Here is a 23,027-nt window from a genome sequence, read left to right as displayed (position 1 = left end):
GGCCTCTACTTAAGACCAATTTAGTCTAAGTAGAGGCTTGTCCATCACTTGTCGGGAAAAAATCACGCCGAGTAGGAACTGAGAACGGGAGAGCGTGCCCACTTGTCCAGGGATTCCAGGACGATTCCCGTTCCCATACCGACACAGGTGGTTGGATCCTCAGCTACAAAGGTCCTAATCCCTGTCTCAGCGGTAATCAGTTGATCCATCCCCCGCAGCAAAGCTCCGCCACCGGTCAAGGTAATTCCCTGTTCGATAATATCCGCGGACAACTCCGGTGGGGTGGTCTCTAGAACCGTCTTGATTACCGAGGCTATTGCCATCACATGTTCTTTGATCGCAGTATACACTTCTGCGGAGGACAGGTCGATGGTCTTGGGCAAACCCGACACCAAGTCGCGGCCGCGAATAGACATGGTCGCCGGCTCCCAATCCGACAGGGCCCGAGCCAAATCGATTTTGATTGACTCCGCGGTCCTCAGGCCGATTGCGAGGTTGTGCACCCGTTTAACATAACGAATGATAGCATCGTCGAAATCATCGCCCCCGATGCGTAGGGATTCACTGACTACGATTCCACCCAGGGAAATGACTGCTACGTCGGTGGTTCCCCCACCGATATCTACGACCATATTCCCACTGGCCGTTTCGATGGGTAGGCCAGCTCCGATGGCCGCTGCCATCGGCTCTGAAATGAGAAAAACCTTTTTCGCCCCGGCCCGGGTACAGGCATCGACAACAGCCCGCTGTTCTACCGTGGTGATCCCGGAAGGTACGCACACTACAACCCGAGGGCGAAACAGTGGTCGTTTACCACAGACCTTATGGATAAAATATTTCAATGTGGTTTCTGTTACGTCGTATTTGGCGATAACTCCGCTCTTTACGGGACGAATCACAAGGATGTTTCCCGGGGTGCGCCCCAACATCTGACGGGCCTCTTCACCCACCGCCAGAATCTTATTGCTATCCCTGTCCATGGCCACCACAGAAGGTTCCTGAATGACAATCCCTTTCCCCCGTGCATAGACTAAGACATTCGCTGTCCCAAGATCGATTCCAATATCTGGCATGATGTATCGTTACTCCCCTCTGAAATAGCCATCCTCTGGTAACTATTGGCGTACTAGCAAGTGTTCGCAGTTGGTGCCCCGAGATCCTGCATCAGAATGGGAATAAGACACTCATAATGTGATTTATATCGGTTCTGCCGGTGAGGCCTTTCGCCTTTGGCTGCGGTATTTTCGCTTAGTGGCTTCCCCTCCCCGGAGATGGCGTTCAGCCTTGTTTTTCTCCAACACCTTCTTCACCAGCTTTGCCAGCTCCTCATCAATCTTGGGCAACCTCTCCGTTACATCCTTATGCACAGTACTCTTGCTTACACCAAACACCTTGGCCGCGTGGCGAATAGTGGAATCGGTATCTATAATAAACTGGCTCACGTCCAGTACCCGTTTGCGGATGTAGTCCCTCATCCCCTGACCCCCTCGCACTTTTATTGACATATATATGCGGGTTTGGGCAGAGTATGTCAGGGGCGTACCGGTGCAAACCGGTGATGTATTAAGCTTTAAACACAAAAAAGGGCAGTCCAAAGCTGCAGACTGCCACCAAATCAATATCCTTTCTCAGATAAGTTGTGGGCAATTACCGTAAATAGGCCAGAGGGTCTAGGGCATCGCCATTATGTCGAACCTCAAAATACAGCTGCCCCCTCTGCCCATCACCCCTCCTGGAGGCTGTTTTTCCGATCACCTGCCCCTGGGCAACGGGACTGCCAAGAGAAGGCACGTCTTGGACATTGCCGTAGACTGTCCGCACACTGCCACCGTGTTCAATTACCACAACGGTTCCAAGATAATTGTCATGATAGATTTCTTCAACCCGTCCTGGAAGTGCGGCCTTCACCGGGTTGTTAACGGGAGTAGCGATGGCGATCCCTGGATGCATCCGCCAATCATGGTACATCGGATGACGCCACCAGCCGTATTCGGTGACGACCTCCCCCTGCACTGGCCACTGCAGTTTAGACAGATTCATTGCCGCCAGTGCTTCCGGGGACATCCTTTCTGGAGGGCTGGCTAGCGCCGGCTCCACCTGCGGAGAGGCCTCTGAAGGTATCGCTGCAGCCAATTCTTCTGGACTCAGGCCCAAGGTCACTCCACCGGTGGAGAAGCCGTCTTCCGATTCAAAGGTAACCGATGCTTGTCCCCCATCCAAGCTGGCGGTCATCTCTTGGCTGTAGTGCTCCAGCACCCTAGTTGAGTTCAGCCAAAGCGCGGCTCCCGTTAGAATTGCCACCGCCACCACGGCAAAGAACTGAACCACCTGCCGCTTCCGTGCCCCTTGAGAGAAAAAGGCCCTGGTCCTTCTCTGCACTCTTTCCAGGGTAACAGCGGCAGACTTCATGATAGAATTTAGCCAGCTGGTTTGCTCTACTTCTTGCCGCTTTTCCCCTTGCTTTTGCTCCTGTCGCAGTTTCTTCTCTTCCTGATCCCTTTGATTCATTTTCACCACCTCCCTAGTATTCTGTCCACTTACTGGTCACATATGTAAGGGACTCCACTTTTTCCGGCATTTTTGTTGCCGGATAGACGGAGGCCCAAATCCGAGGAGGGCTGCCGGTTCCTGCCCGACCAATCTCAAAGGTCAGCACCCGGTTTTTGGGCACCCGAGCCCTTCCTACCAACAGACAAACACCATCCTTGGCCGGCGAGACATTGGCCGTGGGCACGCTGAGCTCCACCGGCCAAAAACGATGCCGGGTCAAGGTCCTTTGCATTTCCCCGATCAATTCCGAAAGAACTCTCTCTGGGACAATCCCGGCAGCTGTCACGGCACATTGGGCGGAAGATCCCGTTAGCGCCGAGACCAGATGGGTATAGCGGCGGGAGTTTTCCTGCATCTCCTCCCTGGATAGACCTCGAACCTGAAGGACCGTCAGGTGGTTTTTGTGTTCCTTACCGGTGGCCGGTTCCCAACGGCTAATTACCGTGAGTTCCTGGTGCTTTTTCTTTGCACCAACTTCGCAGACCCAAGCTCCTTCCACGGGATAGCATCTCGACTCACCGACCGCAGTGAAATTGGCCTTTTCGACCAACAGCATTGCACCTTGGCTCAACAATTCCCGGTCAGGCTGCTGACCCGGTAGATGGCGAGTACTCCAAACGGTCAGCTGGTAGGCATCGGACTGCACCTTGGCGGCATCCAAAGCCACAGCAATGGGATTGTACTCCAGCAAACCGGCATCAACTACAGAGAATTGGTAGGTAAGCAAGAAGAGGAACATCCAGACCAGAAGCAATCGTCGACAATACCCAGCAAGAAGCCTGTACCCTCGGCTGCGCCAGTGCTGCCATTCTACCGTCAGCCTCTGGCGCCCCAACCCCAGAGAGTCTTCCTCGATGAGCTCCCACTGCGGGTAGTCTGGCTGATCCTCCCTGAATCGCTGCCTTTGCCACCACATGGGCCTACCCCCTTCTGGCAAAATTTCGCTTCCATCCCCATTATTGCCAGGCAAGGGCCCGTTATACAAAAAAAGGCTGCGCACTAAGCGCAGCCTGTACATCAACAAGCATTTTCTTTATGGAATGGGCTCTCCGGCCACTTTCAAGCGATTGACTGCCTTTCGCAGCTCTAATTCAGCCATTCTGGCCTCTCGCTCCGAGGTACGGGTTCGCAGACTTTCTCTGGCTTTTTCAAGATCCCTCCGGGCTCTGGCAACATCGATGTCTGCAGCCAATTCCGCACTATCGGCATGAACCACGACCTCGTTGTCTTGGACCAGCATAACTCCCCCGCTGACAGCAGCTATTCGTCGGTCCTCCCGAGTCCCAAACTCAAAAACACCAACATCTAAGGCTGCTACCATCGGTGCGTGGTCCTTCAGTACCATCAAGGCTCCGTCAATGCTGGGCGCCAAGATGCATTCCACTTGCGTCTCGATTAACAATCGTTGGGGGGTGAGAATCTGCAACCGAATTGGCCCTTCGGCGATCATTATTACTCACGCTCCTCCATTTCTCGAGCCTTGGCAACGGCATCATCGATGGTACCCACCATGTAGAAGGCTTCCTCCGGTAGGTTATCGTGTTTGCCCTCCAAGATTTCCTTGAAGCCCCGCACAGTCTCCTTCACCGGAACGTACTTGCCCGGTATGCCGGTAAACTGTTCGGCGACAAAGAAGGGTTGCGATAGGAATCGCTCAATTCTCCGAGCTCGGGCCACTGTCATCCGGTCATCCTCAGACAATTCATCCATACCCAAGATGGCGATAATATCCTGCAGTTCCCGATAGCGCTGCAGAATCTCTTGTACTCCCCGCGCCACCCGGTAGTGCTCTTCCCCTAACACCTCAGGCGATAGGATCCGAGACGTAGAAGCCAAGGGATCCACTGCCGGGTAAATACCCTTCTCCACAATACTCCGCTCTAGGTTAGTGGTGGCATCGAGGTGAGCAAAGGTTGTTGCCGGCGCCGGGTCAGTGTAGTCATCCGCGGGCACATAAATCGCCTGAATCGAAGTAATAGACCCTCTCTTCGTGGTAACGATCCGCTCCTGCAATTGGCCCATTTCCGTGGCTAAGGTTGGTTGATAGCCAACGGCCGAGGGCATCCGCCCCAGTAGTGCCGAGACCTCTGAACCAGCCTGGGTAAAGCGGAAAATGTTGTCAATAAAAAGCAACACGTCCTGACCTAGCTCGTCCCTGAAGTATTCAGCCATCGTCAAGGCAGTCAAGGCTACCCGTTGACGGGCACCGGGAGGCTCGTTCATCTGTCCGAATACCATTGCCGTCTTGTCAATAACTCCGGACTCGATCATTTCATAATACAATTCATTTCCTTCCCGGGTCCGCTCTCCCACACCGGAAAAGACCGAATATCCACCGTGCTCTTGGGCCACGTTACGGATGAGTTCCATGATGAGAACCGTCTTACCGACACCGGCTCCACCAAACAATCCGATCTTTCCTCCCCGGGCATAGGGGGCCAACAAGTCGACAACCTTAATCCCGGTCTCCAACATTTCATCGGCGGGTTCGACCTCGTCTACCGCCGGAGCCGGCCTGTGGATGGGCTCCACTCGGACCGCTTTCACCTCATCATCCCGGCCATCGATGGTCTCGCCTAGTACGTTGAAGACCCTACCGAGGACGCCCTCACCTACGGGAACCGATATCGGGCGCCCGGTATCTACCGCCTTCGCACCCCTTTGCAAACCATCAGTGGATGACATGGCGACACACCGGACTGTGTTGTTACCCAGATGTTGCGCCGCCTCTAAGACTATCCGAGTCCGTTGGTCCCCGTCGCCTAACTCGACGGTAATAGCATTATTCAAATCCGGCAGCTGGTCGGAAGGAAACTCAACGTCAACTACAGCACCAATAACTTGACTAACACGGCCAATGCGCTGCTCCTCGCTTCCCATGGCGCTCCCTCCTCATCGAAAGTGACTAGTCTTGCAACTGTTCCTTAAAATCCTGTTACCCCTTCAGTGCCTCGGCGCCACCGACAATTTCGGAAATCTCGGTAGTAATACCGGCTTGACGCGCCCGGTTGAAGGATATGGTCAGCTCATCGATCATTTCCTGAGCGTTATCGCTGGCGTTACGCATCGCCGTTCTCCGAGCTGCCAATTCACTGGCCTTCGATTCCACCAGTGCTCTATAAATGACATTCTCCACATATCTGGGGAAAATGTGGTAAAATATCTCCCGGGTAGAAGGCTCATAGATGTATTCCTTTCGCCAGTCCGCTTCTGGCTGCGATGCCGTGACCTTCTCAACGTCGATGGGTAGGAGTTGTTCATCCACCAACTCCTGACTAATCGCTGACTTGGCCACGGTGTACACGAGGCGAATCTCATCGAATTCTTCAGCCAGATACCCGCTGACCAATCGGTCACTAATCACCCGGGCCACCGTGGTCGAGGGTTCATCTCCCAGCTGCACCCACTCTCCGACCCTTTCCACTCCCCGGTGGGCAAAATAATCCCGACCGACACGTCCCACTATTGCGAGACTAGAACTGGGATTCTCTGCCAACTTGCGTTCCACATACCGGGTGATATTTGTATTGAACCCCCCTGCCAGCCCTTGATCTGAGGTGACAACAAGGTAACATACCTTATCGCCTTCCCTCAAGGCCAACAAAGGATGCAGGTCGCCGAGAGCCCTTTGTCCATAGCTCGAGGCTTCGCTGGCCACCAGCTGCGCCAACACCTGACTCAACCCTTGGGTGAAGGGTCGGGAAGAATTAACCCGTTGTTGGGCTCGTCGCAACTTTGACGCAGCGACCATCTCCATCGCTCGAGTAATCTGTTGAATGCTATTAATACTGTTTATCCGGCGCTTGATATGCCGCATCGATTGTCCTGCCATGGTCGCCCCCCCCTTAGTCGGTAAAGAGCTCCTTAAACTCCTCCACGGCCTGCCTGAGCTCTGCCAATCGCTCGCCGCTCATCTTGCCTTCGTTCTTAATCGCCGACAACAGATCAGCCTTCTGATTGCGCATATAGTTGAGCAAGCCCTGTTCGAACTTACCGACATTCTCCGTTGCGATATCATCCAAGTAGCCGTTGGTCGCGGCAAAGATGGACACTACCTGCTCCTCAATGGGCATCGGCACATGCTCACCCTGCTTGAGGATTTCCGTGACCCGCTCACCACGGGTGAGGCGCGCTCTGGTAGCCCGATCCAAATCGGAACCGAATTGGGCAAAGGCAGCTAACTCCCGATATTGCGATAGGTCTAAGCGCAGTGGTCCAGCCACTTGCTTCATCGCTGGAATCTGGGCAGAACCACCGACCCGGGACACAGAACGACCGACGCTGATGGCTGGACGAATACCAGAGTAGAACAGGTCGGACTCCAAGAAGATTTGTCCGTCGGTAATTGAAATAACGTTAGTTGGAATGTAGGCGGAAATATCCCCGGCCTGGGTCTCAACGATAGGTAGAGCCGTCAAGGATCCCCCTCCCAGTTCATCGCTTAACTTAGCGGACCGCTCCAAGAGACGGGAGTGGAGATAGAAGACGTCGCCTGGAAAGGCTTCACGACCCGGCGGACGCCGCAACAAGAGAGACAACTCACGGTAGGCGGCAGCGTGTTTGGTCAGATCGTCGTAGACAATCAGGACGTGTTTACCCTGATACATAAACTCTTCACCCATAGCACAACCGGCATAGGGCGCAATATACAACAACGGCGCAGGCTCTGAAGCCGTGGCTGCCACTACGATGGTGTAATCCATCGCGCCGTATTCCTTTAGAACATTAACTACACCGGCGACGGTGGAGGCCTTTTGGCCGATAGCCACATAGATACAGATCACATCTTCGCCCCTTTGGTTGATGATCGTATCTACCGCTAAGCTGGTTTTCCCCGTTTGCCGGTCACCGATAATCAGTTCACGCTGACCTCGACCGATGGGAACCAAGGAGTCAATGGCCTTGAGTCCCGTCTGTAGAGGCTCATGTACACCACGACGATCAACGATTCCCGGTGCCTCAGATTCAATGGGTCTAAACTTGGTGGCATTAATCTCGCCCCTACCATCCAAGGGCTGACCCAAGGGATTGACTACCCTGCCAATCAGCGCTTCGCCCACAGGCACCTCGACAATCCGACCGGTGCGCTTGACGGGATCCCCTTCCTTAACTTGATCGTAGGGCCCAAGGAGAACACAACCGATATTCTCTTCTTCGAGGTTTAGTGCGATTCCATAGAGTCCATTGGGAAACTCCAGGAGCTCATTGGACATGGCATCCTGCAAACCCCAGACTCTGGCAATTCCGTCTCCAACACTAAGTACAGAACCAACGCTGCTGACTTCAACTTCCATCTGGAATTCCTGCAGCTGTTTTTTCAGAATAGAGCTGATCTCTTCTGGCCTGATAGCCATAGCCTCACCTCATCCCTTTCACACACTGGTGGACTGTAAGTGCTTCGTTAATGCTTGCAGTCGATTGGCCACACTGCCATCTAACACAAGGTCCCCTACCTGTACCCTAATACCTGCTAAGAGGCTTGGGTCTACCTTGACTTGTAACTCAACATTTTTTCCGGTCATGTGCTGCAGTTTGACCTTAAGAGTCTTGATTTCATCCTCTGTTAAGTCCGTGGCTGCAGTTACTTGCACATCCACCAGATTCTTTCGTTGATAAGTCAGATCTTTGAAAACTTCCGCGATAGTCTCCAACTGATCTTCTCGACGCTTCTGGATCAAGAACTGCAAAAAATTCAACGTTAGGTCCGTAACACTGGAAGCAAAAATCTCCCGGATGATTTCTTGCTTTGCGTGAGGCTTCACCTGACCATAAAACGCCCCTTGGAAGTCCTCACTGGTGGCGAGGGTATCAACTACTAAAGTCAGATCCCTGCTCACCTCATCTACTAAAGACTGCTCCTCGGCGAGTTCCATCAACGCACTGGCATAGCGCCTTGCTAAACTTCGGCTTTTCATACCTGATTCCCAACCTCGCTGATGAATTTACGATTAAGACGTTCCTGGTCCTCCCGGGTTAGATTATCTCTAACCAGCTGATGCGCTGTTTGGGCAGCGGTCTGAAGGATCTGAGCCCGCACTGCTGCCAAAGCCTTCTCCCGTTCCATCTCAGCATCAACCTTTGCCCGCTGCAGGAGCCGCTCTGCCTCCTGAGCGGCCTCCTCAAGAATCCTCTGGGAAGCATCCTTGCCTGCCTGCTCTGCCCGCTCCAAAATGGCCTTAGCCTCTTCCTCCGCGCTGTTCATTCTCGCTTGATACTCGGCTAACTTCTTCTCCGCCTCCTGTAAGCGAGCTTCTGCGGCTTCCAAGGAAGAAGCTACATCCTCTTGGCGTTTGGATACCAAATCACCAGCAGGTTTTCGCAGCAGTTTATAAACCACGAATACCAACAGGATCAAGTTAACAACTTGAGCGATGGAATCCCAAGCAATTGCCGCCGGAACCATTCACCTACCTCCTTTGCCATGACGTGTATCCGTGTAAGTGGTAGCCATGCAACAAGTCTCATTGTAGTATAATTTCCCAAATCACTCAATGAATTAACATAAAACCCGAATTCTCATTCACTCACTTAGAGAAATATATCACAAATACATTGGAAATGCTAGCCATCGAGCTAAAACTGCCCACTAAACTTGCTCAACCCCCAGCTAACAGTCAAAGTCCCCAGGCCGCGCTTGAGTTAACCCTAGTTTGTAGGCAAGACCCGCGACTACCCGCTCTGCTGCACCCCCATCACCATAGGGATTCTTTGATTCGACCATCCGGCGATAGACATCAGCATCGGTGAGCAGCCGATTAATCCTGCCGGCAACGGTCGCAATCTCAGTCCCCACCAGCTCCGCGGTGCCCGCGGCAACTCCCTCGGGGCGCTCTGTGGTGTTGCGCAGGACCAATACTGGTTTACCTAAAGCCGGACCTTCTTCCTGCAATCCCCCTGAATCTGTAACAATCAAGTAACATCGGGCCATCAGGTTGGCAAAATCCTTGTAGGGCGGAGGATCAATTAACTTGATATTGTCCCGTCCTCCTAACATTTCCTCAGCTAACTTTCGAATTAAGGGATTTTTATGTACCGGAAACACCACCAAGACCTCGGGATGAGCCGACGCGATCTGCATGATAGCCGAAAAGATCCGGGTCATTGGCCTTCCCCAATTCTCCCGGCGGTGGGTGGTCAAAAGCACAATCCTACGCTCCGCTGCCATCTCTGCCAAGGCGGCTAGTTGGGGATCCTGAAAGCGATAGTCCGGCTCCACCATGGATTGCAAAGCGTCGATCACAGTGTTGCCAGTGACAAAGATGTCTTCGGCGGGCACATGTTCCCGGAGCAAGTTCTTGGCTGCTGCCACCGTCGGGGCGAAATGAAAAGCGGCTAAGACAGAGGTGAGGCGGCGATTCATTTCTTCAGGAAAGGGATCAAAACGGGCATTGGAGCGCAACCCTGCTTCCACATGGCCCACTGTAATCTGATGGTAGGAAGCCGCCAGACTGGCAGCAAAGGTGGTAGTCGTATCCCCATGGACCAACACTACATCGGGATCCATGTGTCGAAAGACGGGTTCCAAGCCACGAATCACCGCGGAGGTCATATCCGTTAGGCTTTGATTATGACGCATAATCTGGAGATTGATATCAGGAGTGATTTCAAACAGGTCCAATACCTGGGTGAGGAGCTCACGATGCTGTCCTGTCACCACAACTTGCGTTTCAAACCAATGGGTTTGTCTTTGGAGTTCCTTGATCACCGGAGCCATTTTAATCGCCTCCGGTCGAGTCCCAAAAATAGCCATTATTTTCTTCATACCGACACCCCTTCCACCACCCAAACCTATGGCATAGATATTCTAAATAAAGCAAGTGCCCGCCACGAATCGGGCAGGCAAATACTGAGTTACAAAGACTGCATGACTTCTCACAGAGATAATCCATTGTGACCGGATCCCGGGGAGGACTGGGACGAAACACCGGGCAGTCGACGGGCTACGCTGACTGCGGTGAATACCACGCCTAACAAAATGGTGAGTGCCATCACTTTACTAGAAAAGGCTACCACCACAGCGGCGGCACCCAAACCACAGGCAACACCGTACAGCACTCCCACTACCTGTCGCTGAGAGAACCCTTCCGCCAACAAGCAATGATGCAGATGACTGCTGTCAGCTTCATAAAAGGGTTTTCCGTTCCGTACCCGACGGATCACCACACAGGTGGTGTCAAAAATCGGCAGCCCCAGGGCTAGGGCAGGAATAGCCATAGCTACCGTGGCAGCTCCCTTCATCGCCCCAAGGACTGAGACCACGGCTAGAGTGAATCCAAGAAACAGTGCCCCAGTATCACCCATAATGATCTGGGCGGGATTGAAGTTATAGCGCAGAAATCCCAGGGCAGCACCGGCTAAGGCGATTGTCATCGCGGCGGCATCAAGATGCCCCATCTGCAGGGCAACCAAGAGTAGCGGAGCACAGGCAATGGCCGAAACCCCTGCTGCCAATCCATCTAACCCATCGATGAAATTAATCATGTTAGTGATGGCCACAATCCAAAGTACCGTTGCCGGGATACTCAACCAGCCGAGATACCACATCCCACCGAAGGGGTTGGTCACAAACTCGATCCTAACGCCCCCCAGGGCCACAATGACAGCAGCCCCCACCTGACCGATTAACTTCGATAAGGGGCGCAATTCCCGGCGATCGTCAATAATTCCAGTGATTAGAATTATTATCGTTCCCAACAGAAGCGCCAAGGTCTCTTGCCCTAACAGGCCGGAAGCCAAAGCTCCAGCCCAAAAGGACAGTACGATGGCCACACCACCGGCTGTGGGAATTATCCCTTTTTTAATGCGCCGTTCATTGGGATGCTCTACTGTGCCAGTCCGTAGGGCCAATCTACGAACAACGGGGGTAATCCCCAAGGCCACAAGCAAAGCAACGAAAAAACCCTTGGCCAAACTCCACCAAACTGAAGGCTCAAACTGCGAAATAGTGGCGAAAAACTCCACAGCAGATCACTCCCTCCCAGGCACAACAGAAATCAAGCAGGCACAAATTTAAGTTAACTCTATCGAAATAATTCTAACTTAAGTGTATATATCCCTTGCCATCAAGTCAAAGCCTTAAGGGGAGGTTTGTAGAACCTACTAGTCCTGGGAGAGTTGTACCAGCTCCACCTCAGCTTCCGTCAGCAACTGGCGAGACAGTTCGTCAGGGTAGTCTCCCGCGAAAACTACCCGCCGAATGCCGGCGTTGATAATCATCTTCGCGCAGAGAATGCAGGGCTGGTGGGTGCAGTAGATGGTGCCTCCTTGGGTACTGACTCCATGAAGTGCCGCTTGGATAATAGCATTTTGCTCGGCATGAATACCACGGCACATTTCATGCTGTACACCGGAGGGAATCTGGCGCTGATCTCGCAAACAACCCACTTCGCTACAATGGGCCAGTCCCGCAGGAGCACCGTTATAGCCCGTCGCCAGGATATGCTTGTCCCTGACTAGGACCGCCCCCACCTGCCGTCGCAAACAAGTGGAGCGCTTCGCTACTAGGGTAGCGATCTCCATAAAATATTGGTCCCATGATGGTCGATTCTGCCTTTGTTCCACCGGCATCACATCTTTCACTTCAAGAGCTTGTCCTATCGGTGTGCCTCTATTTCGTTCCGAAGAGACGATCCCCGGCATCTCCCAATCCAGGAATAATGTATCCTTGGTCATTGAGTCTTTCATCCACCGCAGCCGTGAAGATATCCACATCAGGATGGGCTGCCTGTACCGCCTCAATTCCTTCGGGAGCAGCGATGAGATTCACTAGCTTGATATTACAGCCTCCCCGCTCCTTAATGAAGCTGATGGCGGCGATGGCCGATCCGCCAGTGGCCAACATTGGATCCACGACAATCAACTCACGCTCTTCGATATCCGTGGGCAGCTTGCAGTAGTACTCGACGGGCTTGAGGGTTTCCGGATCCCGATAGACCCCAATGTGTCCTACCTTAGCCGTTGGAATCAACTGCAGGATCCCGTTGACCATACCCAATCCCGCTCGCAGTACCGGAATGATGCCGATTTTCTTACCGGAAATCGTCTGGCAGGTGGCTGGCCCCATGGGAGTCTCCACTACGATCTCTTCCAGAGGCATATCCCGAGTTACTTCATAGCCCATCAGGAGTGAAATTTCCTCGACCAATTCCCGAAACTCCTTCGGTCCGGTATCGACGTTGCGAATAATAGACAGCTTGTGTTGAATTAAAGGATGATCAATAACCGCTACTCTTCCCATTGTCCTTCCCCTTTCATCACTAACCGACTCAAATCACCTTGCGCCTGTGCCTAAATCTGCTAATCCAAACTGTTGATCTTGTCCACTCTGCGTTGGTGGCGATCACCACTAAACTCGGTGGTCATCCACGTCCGCAGGATCTCCTCCGCTAGCCCCGGACCCAGCACCCGAGCCCCCAGGCAAAGGACATTAGCATCGTTATGTAATCTGGACAAAGCTGCGGAATAGGGCTCCGCACAGAGGGCCGCCCTGACACCGGCCACCTTGTTGGCGGCAATGGACATGCCGATACCGGTACCACATACTAGGATTCCCCGGTGGTATTCACCGGAGGCAACAGCCTTGGCCACCTGCACCGCATAATCAGGATAGTCCACGCTCTCCGTAGAGAAGGTACCGATGTGCTTGACTTCACAGTCCATCTCCCGCAATACTTCAACCAAAGCTTCTGCCACCGCTACTCCTGCGTGATCATTTCCGATGATTACTCGCAATCACTGTTCCTCCCCAGTCTTCAAACTCTCTACGATGATCCTCAACAGACGTTCTAGATGCTCCGCGGTTTCTTCATAGGCAGCCAAGGGCTGGCCGATGGGATCGGGAACATCACCGTACTCCTGTGAACTGCCAGAGGTTGGTGCAAGCTTTGCTGCGTACTCACCCAAGGTGTACAACTTGCCCTCTATGCCGGGAGTATCCTGCAGTTGCCGCTTGTGACCGGAAGTCATCACTAAAATCAGGTCCGCCCATCTAATCAACGGCTCAGTCAGCGATGTCGCTGTATGGTCCGAAATATCGACGCCTCGCCATTGCATCGCCGTTACACTGTGTTGCGAGACCGGCTGCCCGGACCAAGCACTCAGTCCGGCGGATTTTACGTCAATATGCTCAAGACCTACCTCTTGAGCCAGACGTCGCAACAATCCCGCGGCCATAGGACTGCGGCAGGTATTACCGATACAAGCCAGCAAAATGTTCACAACATCCTCCGCCTTTCCCAACAAGCTAGTTTCCACACCGACTCAGGGTTTCCCTGCGCTAACTTTCCCGGGGCACCAAACCATCTTCACCTAAGCCAAGAGTCCACAGGCAAGAAAAAAATGGATTGCCAAGGCGATCAGCAGCACTCCGCCGACAATCTCGGCTCCAGACCCAATCCACCGGTGGATCTGCCGGCCCAAGAGCAAGCCCACCAAGGCCATCCCGCCGATGACCAGGGAGAGAATCAAGGCTCCCATCCAGTAGTTGATGTGGGTCAGCATTCCCACGCCAATTCCCGCGGTCAAGGCATCAATGCTGACACTAAAAGCCAAGGCCAGCAACCCCAGCCAGCCGGAATAGTATACCGGAGTTGTCGTCGAGGACCGGCGCCGCAGAGCTCCCCATAGCATATTGATACCCATTCCCGCTAGCACCGCTGCTCCAATCAGCGAAAATACGGTAGCCAATACCGACACCAAATCCGCGGTCAGTGTAGAATTAAGCCCGGTACCGGACCAGTTGGCAGCCCATGCCAAGAGCCAATCCATGATGGCATGGATTTGTCCGCCACCGGTAAACAGAATAACCTGAGTTAAAGAAAACAATAAGGCCAACTTGACGATAGTGGTCCATCGCAAAGGGTTGAGCCCGATTCCCACCGAGACCGAAAAGGAATCGGTGCCCAGAGCGATTCCTAAGGAGATGAACTCCAGTACGCTCACAATACTACCCCCCACTACAGGTTGTAGTATGTTCTATGCGACTTTTCCCCGTTCTAAACCTATATCGTGATGATATTGTACCCCGCAGCCTTTCGCAGCCGGTTAGCCACTGCCAGGCCCATCCCCGACAGGGGTACTCCCTCAATGACGATATGATCCACTCCAATTCGATCCAGTTCCCGCAGGGCCCAGTAAATATTAGCGGCAATTACCTCGGTATCGCCCCGAGGACCGACATTAAGGGCAAAAATCCTCTCCTGCTCCGGCAAGGCTGTAACCCGATTACAGGTGGGTTCTGAGGCCATTACTCCCACTCGAATCCCCGATTGGGCTAGCTCGGCCACTACCTCCTGGACTTTAGCGGCAAGGGCTTCGAGGTCCTCGCCTTCGATCAACGTCGCCGGGGCCTTTGGCGCATAATGCCGATACTTCATCCCCGGGGAGGCAACGGGACCCTCGACGGGAACCTGACCCAGGGCACCGGCATCGACTATCACCGGCGCCACCTGCCGAAGCTGCTCTACCGTTACTCCTCCCGGCCGCAGCACCCGCAGGGCACCGGCTTCCAGGGACACTACCGTCGACTCAATCCCCAAGCCTGTCCTACCGCCATCCACAATCAAATCGATCTTACCCTTTAGGTCTTCCCAAACATCCCCAGCATCCACGGGGCTGGGGCGACCGGAGGTATTGGCGCTGGGAGCGGCAATGGGAAGCTGAGCCGCTTGCAACAGGCGCAGCGCCACGGGATGGGAAGGCATCCGAATCCCTACCGTTGCCAACCCGCCGCGGGTGATGCCAGGAACCACGGGAGAAGCTGGCAAGACCAAGGTCAATGGCCCTGGCCAAAACCGGCTAGCCAAGGCTTGGGCAGTATCGGTCCACTCCGTTACCAGCTCCTTCACCTGATCGATCCTCCCGATATGGACAATCAAGGGATTGTCAGCGGGCCGACCCTTGGCCGCGAAGATGTCGGCGACGGCATCTGCGTCCAAAGCATTGGCACCCAAGCCATACACCGTCTCCGTGGGGAAGGCAGCAAGACCTCCGCGGCGCCAAACCGCAAGGACTTCCTGAATCTGTTTCTCCGTCAAATCTCCTGCTTTGACCTGTAGTATCTTAGTTTGCACAACCTTCACCGCCCGAGAACACCCCTTCCCTCTACCGTACCCTGCCAATCACCACTCTATCTAGGTTGGCCAGATCCTTGATGATCTGAGGGCTGTCAAACCTACCACTCTGCTCCATTAGCCTTTGCACCCTAGGGCCTTGATCGGCACCGATTTCCAAACACAACCAGCCTCCGGGCCGCAGGAGCCCAGGAGCCTGGTCCACCAAAATCCGGTAATAGGCAAGTCCGTCTCTGCCGCCATCTAGAGCCTTGCGAGGCTCTTTGAGCACCTCCGGACAGTCTTTACCGATGGCGGCAGTGGGTACGTAGGGGGGATTGGACACAATGAAATCAAAGAAGTCCGGGCCCAGATGTTCCAAGGGCTTTAGCATGTCTCCCTGGACCCACCTTATTTTCCCTTCCACCTGGTGCCGAGCAGCATTGGCCCTTGCCACCTGCAATGCCGAAGGCGAGATGTCCGTTGCCCAAACCTCTTCTACCTGCGACTGTAGAGCAAGGCAAATGGCGATGACTCCACTTCCCGTACCAATATCAGCAACTTTGGCGCCCCCGGTGGCAAATTCCCTCGGAAGGAGGGATACCACCCTTTCTACCAGCAACTCCGTCTCAGGGCGGGGAATCAACACCTGGGGATTGACACTAAAGGGCAGCGACATGAACTCCTTCTCTCCGGTGATATAGGCCACCGGCACCCGCTGGGCGCGGCGAATCACCGCTTGCCGATATCGGTCAACTTCAGCCTCCTCCAAGGGGCGATCGAAATTGACATACAAGTGAATTCGGTCCAAGCCAAGGACGTCGGCAAGCAGGACTTCCGCATCAAGCCGGGCCGAGGCAATCCCCTCCGCGGCGAAAAAGTCCGCGGTTTTCTTGACCAATTCCATCACCGTCGGTAGCCCTTTTCTCATTTTCCAGTCTCCAGCGCTTGCAGCCGTTCAGCTTGCTCTACGGTAGCCAACGCGTCGATGATCTCATCGATATCACCATCGAGCACCCGTTCCAGCTGGTACAAGGTCAGGCCGATCCGATGGTCGGTGATCCGGCCCTGGGGGAAGTTGTAGGTACGAATACGCTCACTGCGATCCCCTGTTCCCACCTGGCTGCGCCGCGCCTCAGCTAGCTCCGCCTGCTGCTGGGCTTGCATCATGTCATAGAGCCGAGCCCGGAGAATGCGCATTGCCTTCTCCCGGTTCTTGTGCTGGGACTTTTCGTCTTGACAGGAGACCACCAAACCCGTTGGGATGTGGGTGATTCGTACCGCCGAGTCGGTGGTGTTAACTGATTGACCCCCGGGGCCACTGGATCGATAGACATCAATCCGCAGTTCATTGGGGGCAATCTCCAACTCTACTTCCTCCGCCTCGGGCAAGACTGCTACCGTTGCCGTGGAGGTATGAATCCGACCGCCGGATTCTGTGGTGGGAATGCGTTGGACCCGATGCACTCCGCTCTCATACTTAAGGCGGCTGTAAGCACCGGAACCTTCAATCATAAAGATGACTTCCTTGAAGCCACCGAGACCGGTGTCGTTTTGGCTCATAATCTCGCTTTTCCAGCCCTTTTCTTCGGCGTAGCGGGTGTACATCCGGAAAAGATCTCCGGCAAACAAAGCAGCTTCCTCACCGCCGGCTCCGGCCCGAATCTCAATGATGACGTTCTTATCATCGTTGGGGTCCTTCGGCAGCAGCAGTACCTTAAGAGTATGCTCCAGCTCTTCTTGCCGTTCCGTCAGCTCCTCTAGCTCGGCCTCGACCAGTTCTCGAAAGTCCTCTTCCAACTGGCCGGCCAGCATCTCCCGGGCATCGGCTAATTCCTTCGTTACCCGCTGATACTCCCGAAAGTGCTCCACTAATTCCTGCAGATCGGCATGTTCCTTAGCCAACTTCTGAAACCTACTTTGATCGGCAATCACCTCAGGATCACTGAGGGATTTGTTCAATTCCTGGTAACGTTCTTCGACGGCTTTTAGTCTCTCTATCATTACTTCACCCTCTTTCTCTACCGCTTTTGTACACAACAAGACCCGGATATCACCTTCTCGACTACATCAAAACAGGAATTAGGCATGGCCTAACCTGCCGGAGTTTGGAGAAAGTACCCGGGTCCTCTGACAATCTACTAATGCACCAATCCGGTACGAATTTGCTTCTCGTTACCTGTCACCGAGTCAGCTTGAATGGTGTCCTGAGCCAAAACCGTGTTCAACGCCTTGATGGCCACTTCAATCTGACTATCGTCGGGTTCCCGAGTTGTTAGCTTTTGGAGAAGCAAACCGGGATACACCAAAACCCTAACTAATTTATTGCGAGCCGCCAGTTTGATCAGCTCGTAGGAAATCCCTGACACCACCGGCAGCAGCGCCAGATGAGTGAGTACCCTTTGCAAGAAGGGCGGACGGCCAAAAAAGGAAAAGACGAGGATACTAGTCAACAAGACCAGCAGGACAAAGTTGGTGCCACAACGGGGATGTAGGGTTGTAAAGCTCCGTACATTCTCCACCGTCAAGGGCTTTCCCGCTTCATAGCAGTTGATCGTCTTGTGTTCAGCACCGTGGTATTCAAACACCCGACGAATGTCTTCAAGGGTGGAGATTCCCACAACGTAGGCTAAGAAGAGCCCAATCTTTATGGCGCCTTCCACCAGATTCAACACCACGTTACTGGTGATACTACTTTGTACCCACCGGATCAAGAAGGCCGGCAACACGATGAATAGGCCAACGGCCAAACCGAAGGCAACTACCATCGTCAAGACTACTTCCTTGACGGTCAATTCCTCGCCATCTTCCTCGGCATAGGCACTGGCGGAAAAGGATAGTGACTTAAGACCAATGATCATCGTCTCAACCAGAGCAAACATACCGCGAAGAAAGGGCAAGCCGAGGATGGGATATCTTTGGGACCAGGGTTGCAGTCTTTCCTCCTGCACGATGATATCATCGCTGGTCTTGCGAACGGCTGTCGCAATTCCCTTGGCTCCCCGCATCATCACTCCCTCAATGACAGCTTGACCGCCGTAGCTGAAGCCTCTAGCCATGGGTACACCCCCTTATTGCATCGAACAGAAGCCACCTGACCACTGTCGTTGCCATATCGTCTTAGTATTATATCACACCCGGGCCGCTATCGGTACCCTAGCTTGTCATTTCCCCTGAGCAAAGGACTGCCAGCGACTGTTCCATACCGGATCTACCTCCAGCTCCAACTGGATCCCCGCCTCTGTGTATTCTTCCCGGATCACCCTTGCCCACTGGTGCATCTGCTCCACAACGCCGGCTTCTGAATAGGGAACCAAGAAGACTCCCTGGATCAATTGCTGCGGGATAGCCTCTAAAAGGAGCTGCTCTAGTTCCTCTAGCCCTTCACCGGTGACAGCCGAGATACTTACCGCCTGGTGATACCGGGCGGCAATATTTTCCCCCTGTTCCTGGGGAAGGAGATCCCGTTTGTTAAAGGCGGTAATGGTAGGTTTCCCCGCCGCCCCCAGATCCTCTAGCACCTCGAAGACTGCCTCCATTTGCTGCGGGTAATTGGGGTGAGCCACATCGACAACATGTAGGATCACATCAGCCTCTACCACCTCTTCTAAGGTGGCCCGAAAGGCAGCCACTAGGGTATGGGGTAGTTTCCGGATGAAGCCCACGGTGTCGGAGATAATCACCCGGCGCACTCCGGCCAAGTCCACCGCCCGCATGGTGGGATCCAAGGTAGCGAACAACTGGTTGGCGGCATACACCTCTTCACTACCGGTCAGCGCATTCAACAAGGTGGACTTGCCGGCATTAGTGTACCCCACCAGAGCCACTACCGGCACTTGATTCCGACTTCGCTCCTGCCTGAGCACCTCTCGCTGGGCGACTACCTTGTTCAGCTCCCGCCGCAGATCTCGAATTCGGGTTCGAATCCGGCGCCGATCTACCTCTAACTTGGTTTCCCCCGGACCCCTGGTCCCGATCCCGCCACCCAATCGGGACAGGACCGTGCCCATCCCGGCCAACCGGGGAAGCAGATATTGCAGTTGGGCCAACTCCACCTGGAGCTTTCCCTCCCTGGACCGGGCTCGCTGGGCGAAAATATCTAGGATAAGCTGGGTTCTATCCAATACCTTGACGGCCAAGGCCTCTTCAAGGTTGCGCAGTTGCGCCGGTGACAGTTCATCGTCAAAAACCACTATGTCGGCTTCTAAGTCCTCGACTACCGCCTTAACCTCCGCCACTTTCCCTGTGCCGATTAAGGTCGCCGGCTCTGGGGCACCGCGGCGTTGGATCACCTCTGTCACCACTTCTCCTCCCGCGGTCCTAACCAATTCCGCCAGCTCCGCCAAGGACTCCTCCACAGGCCATTGCTGTCCTTGAGACAACTCTAACCCCACCAGGACCGCCCGTTCAGTTCTTCCCTGTTCCTGTGTCACTGTGATCGCCTCCTATACTTCCCCTGACCCTTATTTCGCCGCCAATGCCCCTTTCCCCCTACAGATTCTGGAGGAGCTGACTGTCACAGCTAAAACCAAGTAATGCTCTGCCCGTAGCAGAGCATTACTGCAAGCAAACTCTCCGGTCCTGACGCCATCCCCTTATTCTGGCAAGCTCAAGGCATTGACAATATCCTCAACCTCCAGATCCGGTCTGTCTTCAAGGTAGGACCACTGCTCCTGATCGATATCGGCGCCGGTTTGCTTTCTGATCAAAGCCAGTAATTCCGCCCTTTGGGTGCCGTTGAGGTCATGAAGCGTTGAATATGGGGGTTTAAAGGCCTCTAGGTAATCCTCAGCCGCCTGTTCAACGATGGCATAGAGCTCGTTCCTTGGGACTGGACAGGCCTTATCCGCCATCACCGCTCCTCCTCCTTGTCCTTGGTGTTGGGAACCAGGTAAGGCATCATCTCGGTATCGACGGTGGAATTATCCCCGTCGTAAGTGACGATCAACCCGGCTTCCCTCAGTTTCTGCACCACTTGAAACATCGATTCTCTATCACTTTCCGGTAGTTCCCGGACAAATCGATTGATCTCTTCCGGCGGGGCCAAGTTCTCAAAGCGAACTCCACCAAACCTAATGTGTTTCTCCCGCACCTTGCGACTCCCTCCTTGCCAAATTAGACAACACTTCAGGGACAAAACTAGTGTATCCCAGGCAAGGACGGGATAACCGCACCCTGTACACCGGGGACATCCTAGCATACAATAGGGCTAGAACCAGCAACAAGGAGGAAGAATCCATGGCCACTAAGCCAGGGCGCCATCTGCCAGACAGAACGATTATGCACGTGGACATGGACGCGTTCTTTGCCGCCATTGAGCAACGGGACAATCCTTCTCTGCGGGGAAAACCCGTTGTTGTCGGCGGTCGTCGGGACTCTGTCAGGGGCGTTGTCTCCACCTGCTCCTACGAAGCCCGACGCTATGGGATTCATTCGGCAATGCCTATAGCCCAGGCGGTGAAGCTTTGTCCCCATGCCATCTTTATTCCCACTCGCATGGAGGTATACCAGTCTGTCTCCCGACAGATCCATGACATCTTTCGCCGGTTCTCCCCCGTGGTGGAGCCCATCTCCGTTGATGAGGCCTTTATCGACATGACGGGATGCGAACACTTCTACGAATCCGCCGAGGACATCGGCCGCCAGGTCAAAGCCGCGATTTACCAGGCCACATCCTTGACCGCCTCCATCGGAATTGCCACCAACAAATTCTTGGCCAAACTGGCCTCGGATCAGCAAAAACCCGATGGTCTTACGATAGTCTATCCCGAAGAGATCGACGATTTTCTCTTGTCCCTAGATATTCGTCAGCTTTGGGGTGTGGGAGAAAAAACCGAAGCTCTCTTACGCAGCTATGGGATCGAAAGGGTGGCAGACCTGCGGCGCCAAAGCTGTGACTGGTTAGAGGCTCGATTTGGGCAACAGGGTAGACATTTATACCAATTAAGCCGAGGAATAGACAATCGTCCGGTCATCGCCGACGGAGAAGAGGCGCAATCCATTGGCCATGAGACCACCTTTCCCCGGGATTTATCGGCCCGGGAGGATTTGCGCCGCGCGGTGGCGGAGCTTGCCGCCAATGTTGGCTGGAGAATGCGCCGCAGTAACGTCTTTGGCAGAAGGATTACTCTAAAAGCCCGGTACAGTGACTTTACCACCGTCACCAGAGCCAAAACTCTGTCCCGGGGAATCAACGACGATCAGAGCATCTTTGACACCGCCTGGGAACTCTTTGAGACTTCGGTAACTCCCGGTGCCTTTCGCCTGTTAGGTGTCTATGCTTCTTCATTGAGTCATAGACAGCAACTTAGTCTCTTTGACCAGGATCCTGCCGCCGACAAGTTAACAGAAACCCTCGATCAGATTAACCTAAAATACGGCAAGGCCGTCATCAAGCGGGGAATCATCTACTAGCTCCCCTTCCCCCCGATGGCGGAAAACGTCTTTCACCATAAAGGGCCGCCTCCTGGATGGGAAGCGGCCCTAATTTATCCTGTTATTCCTACGCCTCTTGCTTAACTGAAGAGGAGGTGTTGAGGAAGGGATAGCGTTGTGCCTCTAACTCTGCACGAATCTCCTTATTAAGGATTCTCAGATAGGTTCCCTTCATTCCCAAAGAACGGGATTCAATTACGTTGGCAGAAGCCAGCTTACGTAAGGCGTTGACGATGACGGAGCGGGTAATCCCGGCCTCATCGGCAATCCGACTGGCAACCAACAGACCCTCATCGCCCTGCAGCTCATCAAAGATATGTTGCATCGCCAAAATCTCGGAATAGGAGAGACTCTTGATAGCAGAGCGAGCCATGCGGCGCTCTTCGGCCTCGTCTTCTTCTTCCTCAATCAATGCTGCAGAGATAATCATACCGGCAGCGGTGGCTGCATGTTCGGCGATCACCTGGTCGTCCAAGTCAAAATCTCCATTGCTCTTGAGGAACAGCAAAGTGCCCACCCGACGACCGGCTCCGACAACGGGAACAATCATGGCGTTAGGCTGATCGAGCATAGCGCCGGTCTCCGGTCCATAGGTGGTGGCTCCGACCTTAAGCAACACCGAATTAACTTCCATTGGCATCCGCCCGACGTTAATCCAGGCAGCATCGAAATCGGTGCTCTCTTGATTCTGTTCTAGCGCATAGCCTAGCACTTTACCCTTGCGGCTAACCAAGTATACGCTGGTTCTTTCATAGGTGTCTCGCAAGACCTCCGCCAGATCGTGAAAGTCGATATCGTTTCCCTCATTCTGGAGAACCTGCGAAACGTTTTGCATACGCTTCAATAACAAATTGAACATCCTCTCTAGTGCTTGTACTATCTAACCCACTCAATTGGTTGGTGTTTAGCAGGAAAACATCTTTACAAAGTTGAAACGTTGTAAATGGTAGGCGTCACTTCTAAGTCCTCATACAATTCACTGACGCACAATTA

At 53.8% G+C, this 23,027-nt stretch carries 26 protein-coding genes; 1 reads left to right on the top strand and 25 read right to left on the bottom strand.

Features of this window, described 5'->3' with window-relative positions:
- Positions 1–62 precede the first annotated feature (62 nt).
- The 24 genes from GX030_01080 to GX030_00965 all read right to left on the bottom strand — a co-directional run bounded on the left by GX030_01080 (position 63) and on the right by GX030_00965 (position 20,691).
- Entirely contained in the window at positions 63–1,073 is a 1,011-nt protein-coding gene (locus tag GX030_01080; protein ID NLV90971.1) for a rod shape-determining protein, read from the bottom strand.
- A 123-nt stretch (positions 1,074–1,196) separates the two neighbouring features.
- Positions 1,197–1,475 carry a sporulation transcriptional regulator SpoIIID gene (gene spoIIID, locus GX030_01075; GenBank protein ID NLV90970.1) on the bottom strand — a complete coding sequence of 93 codons (279 nt, stop codon included), beginning with the start codon at positions 1,473–1,475 and terminating at the stop codon, positions 1,197–1,199.
- A 172-nt stretch (positions 1,476–1,647) separates the two neighbouring features.
- Positions 1,648–2,508 carry a M23 family metallopeptidase gene (locus tag GX030_01070; protein NLV90969.1) on the bottom strand — a complete coding sequence of 287 codons (861 nt, stop codon included), beginning with the start codon at positions 2,506–2,508 and terminating at the stop codon, positions 1,648–1,650.
- A 13-nt stretch (positions 2,509–2,521) separates the two neighbouring features.
- On the bottom strand, positions 2,522–3,466 hold the full coding sequence (locus tag GX030_01065) for a hypothetical protein (GenBank protein NLV90968.1): 945 nt from the start codon (positions 3,464–3,466) through the stop codon (positions 2,522–2,524).
- Positions 3,467–3,583: 117 nt separating this feature from the next.
- Positions 3,584–4,000 carry an ATP synthase F1 subunit epsilon gene (gene atpC / locus GX030_01060; GenBank protein ID NLV90967.1) on the bottom strand — a complete coding sequence of 139 codons (417 nt, stop codon included), beginning with the start codon at positions 3,998–4,000 and terminating at the stop codon, positions 3,584–3,586.
- A 2-nt stretch (positions 4,001–4,002) separates the two neighbouring features.
- Positions 4,003–5,430 (bottom strand): F0F1 ATP synthase subunit beta, encoded by a 1,428-nt coding sequence (gene atpD, locus GX030_01055; protein ID NLV90966.1) that lies wholly within the window; start codon positions 5,428–5,430, stop codon positions 4,003–4,005.
- A gap of 55 nt (positions 5,431–5,485) precedes the next feature.
- A complete protein-coding gene (gene atpG, locus GX030_01050) occupies positions 5,486–6,382 on the bottom strand; it encodes an ATP synthase F1 subunit gamma (GenBank protein NLV90965.1) in 897 nt (298 codons plus the stop codon).
- A 13-nt stretch (positions 6,383–6,395) separates the two neighbouring features.
- On the bottom strand, positions 6,396–7,904 hold the full coding sequence (locus GX030_01045; protein NLV90964.1) for a F0F1 ATP synthase subunit alpha: 1,509 nt from the start codon (positions 7,902–7,904) through the stop codon (positions 6,396–6,398).
- Between the two features lie 18 nt (positions 7,905–7,922).
- On the bottom strand, positions 7,923–8,465 hold the full coding sequence (gene atpH, locus GX030_01040; protein ID NLV90963.1) for an ATP synthase F1 subunit delta: 543 nt from the start codon (positions 8,463–8,465) through the stop codon (positions 7,923–7,925).
- A complete protein-coding gene (atpF, locus tag GX030_01035) occupies positions 8,462–8,953 on the bottom strand; it encodes a F0F1 ATP synthase subunit B (GenBank protein ID NLV90962.1) in 492 nt (163 codons plus the stop codon). The genes atpH and atpF overlap by 4 nt, the downstream gene beginning before the upstream one ends.
- A 204-nt stretch (positions 8,954–9,157) precedes the next feature.
- Positions 9,158–10,312, bottom strand: a complete 1,155-nt coding sequence (gene wecB, locus GX030_01030; protein NLV90961.1) for a UDP-N-acetylglucosamine 2-epimerase (non-hydrolyzing) — start codon at positions 10,310–10,312, stop codon at positions 9,158–9,160.
- A gap of 110 nt (positions 10,313–10,422) precedes the next feature.
- Positions 10,423–11,460, bottom strand: coding sequence for an undecaprenyl/decaprenyl-phosphate alpha-N-acetylglucosaminyl 1-phosphate transferase (locus tag GX030_01025; protein NLV90960.1), 1,038 nt, complete (start codon positions 11,458–11,460; stop codon positions 10,423–10,425).
- A gap of 189 nt (positions 11,461–11,649) precedes the next feature.
- Positions 11,650–12,117, bottom strand: a complete 468-nt coding sequence (locus GX030_01020) for a cytidine deaminase (protein ID NLV90959.1) — start codon at positions 12,115–12,117, stop codon at positions 11,650–11,652.
- Between the two features lie 40 nt (positions 12,118–12,157).
- Positions 12,158–12,787, bottom strand: a complete 630-nt coding sequence (gene upp / locus GX030_01015; GenBank protein NLV90958.1) for a uracil phosphoribosyltransferase — start codon at positions 12,785–12,787, stop codon at positions 12,158–12,160.
- 59 nt (positions 12,788–12,846) lie between these two features.
- Positions 12,847–13,281, bottom strand: coding sequence for a ribose 5-phosphate isomerase B (gene rpiB / locus GX030_01010; GenBank protein NLV90957.1), 435 nt, complete (start codon positions 13,279–13,281; stop codon positions 12,847–12,849).
- Positions 13,282–13,767, bottom strand: coding sequence for a low molecular weight protein arginine phosphatase (locus GX030_01005; protein NLV90956.1), 486 nt, complete (start codon positions 13,765–13,767; stop codon positions 13,282–13,284).
- Positions 13,768–13,857: 90 nt separating this feature from the next.
- Positions 13,858–14,490 carry a hypothetical protein gene (locus GX030_01000; GenBank protein NLV90955.1) on the bottom strand — a complete coding sequence of 211 codons (633 nt, stop codon included), beginning with the start codon at positions 14,488–14,490 and terminating at the stop codon, positions 13,858–13,860.
- Between the two features lie 59 nt (positions 14,491–14,549).
- Positions 14,550–15,620, bottom strand: a complete 1,071-nt coding sequence (locus GX030_00995) for a threonylcarbamoyl-AMP synthase (protein ID NLV90954.1) — start codon at positions 15,618–15,620, stop codon at positions 14,550–14,552.
- 31 nt (positions 15,621–15,651) lie between these two features.
- Positions 15,652–16,530 (bottom strand): peptide chain release factor N(5)-glutamine methyltransferase, encoded by an 879-nt coding sequence (gene prmC / locus GX030_00990; GenBank protein NLV90953.1) that lies wholly within the window; start codon positions 16,528–16,530, stop codon positions 15,652–15,654.
- Positions 16,527–17,603, bottom strand: coding sequence for a peptide chain release factor 1 (gene prfA / locus GX030_00985; protein NLV90952.1), 1,077 nt, complete (start codon positions 17,601–17,603; stop codon positions 16,527–16,529). Before prfA ends, prmC begins: the two co-directional genes overlap by 4 nt.
- A gap of 137 nt (positions 17,604–17,740) precedes the next feature.
- Positions 17,741–18,658 carry a DUF1385 domain-containing protein gene (locus GX030_00980; GenBank protein ID NLV90951.1) on the bottom strand — a complete coding sequence of 306 codons (918 nt, stop codon included), beginning with the start codon at positions 18,656–18,658 and terminating at the stop codon, positions 17,741–17,743.
- Positions 18,659–18,763: 105 nt separating this feature from the next.
- A complete protein-coding gene (hflX, locus tag GX030_00975; protein ID NLV90950.1) occupies positions 18,764–20,032 on the bottom strand; it encodes a GTPase HflX in 1,269 nt (422 codons plus the stop codon).
- A 162-nt stretch (positions 20,033–20,194) separates the two neighbouring features.
- A complete protein-coding gene (locus GX030_00970) occupies positions 20,195–20,455 on the bottom strand; it encodes a hypothetical protein (protein ID NLV90949.1) in 261 nt (86 codons plus the stop codon).
- Entirely contained in the window at positions 20,452–20,691 is a 240-nt protein-coding gene (locus tag GX030_00965) for a hypothetical protein (protein ID NLV90948.1), read from the bottom strand. The genes GX030_00970 and GX030_00965 overlap by 4 nt, the downstream gene beginning before the upstream one ends.
- 146 nt (positions 20,692–20,837) lie before the next feature.
- Between GX030_00965 and dinB the strand changes: the two genes are divergently transcribed.
- Positions 20,838–22,013 (top strand): DNA polymerase IV, encoded by a 1,176-nt coding sequence (gene dinB, locus GX030_00960; protein NLV90947.1) that lies wholly within the window; start codon positions 20,838–20,840, stop codon positions 22,011–22,013.
- Positions 22,014–22,101: 88 nt separating this feature from the next.
- Here the strand turns inward: dinB and GX030_00955 are convergent, their stop codons facing one another.
- On the bottom strand, positions 22,102–22,884 hold the full coding sequence (locus tag GX030_00955) for a GTP-sensing pleiotropic transcriptional regulator CodY (GenBank protein NLV90946.1): 783 nt from the start codon (positions 22,882–22,884) through the stop codon (positions 22,102–22,104).
- Positions 22,885–23,027: the final 143 nt, after the last annotated feature.

Source organism: Bacillota bacterium, from assembly GCA_012727955.1.
Lineage (GTDB): Bacteria > Bacillota > Limnochordia > DTU087 > JAAYGB01 > JAAYGB01.
The sequence above is the reverse complement of the archived record's forward strand: the minus strand, read 5'-3'. Positions and strand labels throughout refer to the sequence as shown.

Excerpts from the sequence above, each read along its gene's own strand:
- GX030_01080 (NLV90971.1), bottom strand. The coding sequence starts at position 1,073 with ATGCCAGATATTGGAATCGATCTTGGGACAGCGAATGTCTTAGTCTAT.
- spoIIID (NLV90970.1), bottom strand. The coding sequence starts at position 1,475 with ATGAGGGACTACATCCGCAAACGGGTACTGGACGTGAGCCAGTTTATT.
- GX030_01070 (NLV90969.1), bottom strand. The coding sequence starts at position 2,508 with ATGAATCAAAGGGATCAGGAAGAGAAGAAACTGCGACAGGAGCAAAAG.
- GX030_01065 (NLV90968.1), bottom strand. The coding sequence starts at position 3,466 with ATGTGGTGGCAAAGGCAGCGATTCAGGGAGGATCAGCCAGACTACCCG.
- atpC (NLV90967.1), bottom strand. The coding sequence starts at position 4,000 with ATGATCGCCGAAGGGCCAATTCGGTTGCAGATTCTCACCCCCCAACGA.
- atpD (NLV90966.1), bottom strand. The coding sequence starts at position 5,430 with ATGGGAAGCGAGGAGCAGCGCATTGGCCGTGTTAGTCAAGTTATTGGT.
- atpG (NLV90965.1), bottom strand. The coding sequence starts at position 6,382 with ATGGCAGGACAATCGATGCGGCATATCAAGCGCCGGATAAACAGTATT.
- GX030_01045 (NLV90964.1), bottom strand. The coding sequence starts at position 7,904 with ATGGCTATCAGGCCAGAAGAGATCAGCTCTATTCTGAAAAAACAGCTG.
- atpH (NLV90963.1), bottom strand. The coding sequence starts at position 8,465 with ATGAAAAGCCGAAGTTTAGCAAGGCGCTATGCCAGTGCGTTGATGGAA.
- atpF (NLV90962.1), bottom strand. The coding sequence starts at position 8,953 with ATGGTTCCGGCGGCAATTGCTTGGGATTCCATCGCTCAAGTTGTTAAC.
- wecB (NLV90961.1), bottom strand. The coding sequence starts at position 10,312 with ATGAAGAAAATAATGGCTATTTTTGGGACTCGACCGGAGGCGATTAAA.
- GX030_01020 (NLV90959.1), bottom strand. The coding sequence starts at position 12,117 with ATGCCGGTGGAACAAAGGCAGAATCGACCATCATGGGACCAATATTTT.
- upp (NLV90958.1), bottom strand. The coding sequence starts at position 12,787 with ATGGGAAGAGTAGCGGTTATTGATCATCCTTTAATTCAACACAAGCTG.
- prmC (NLV90953.1), bottom strand. The coding sequence starts at position 16,530 with ATGAGAAAAGGGCTACCGACGGTGATGGAATTGGTCAAGAAAACCGCG.
- prfA (NLV90952.1), bottom strand. The coding sequence starts at position 17,603 with ATGATAGAGAGACTAAAAGCCGTCGAAGAACGTTACCAGGAATTGAAC.
- GX030_00980 (NLV90951.1), bottom strand. The coding sequence starts at position 18,658 with ATGGCTAGAGGCTTCAGCTACGGCGGTCAAGCTGTCATTGAGGGAGTG.
- dinB (NLV90947.1), top strand. The coding sequence starts at position 20,838 with ATGGCCACTAAGCCAGGGCGCCATCTGCCAGACAGAACGATTATGCAC.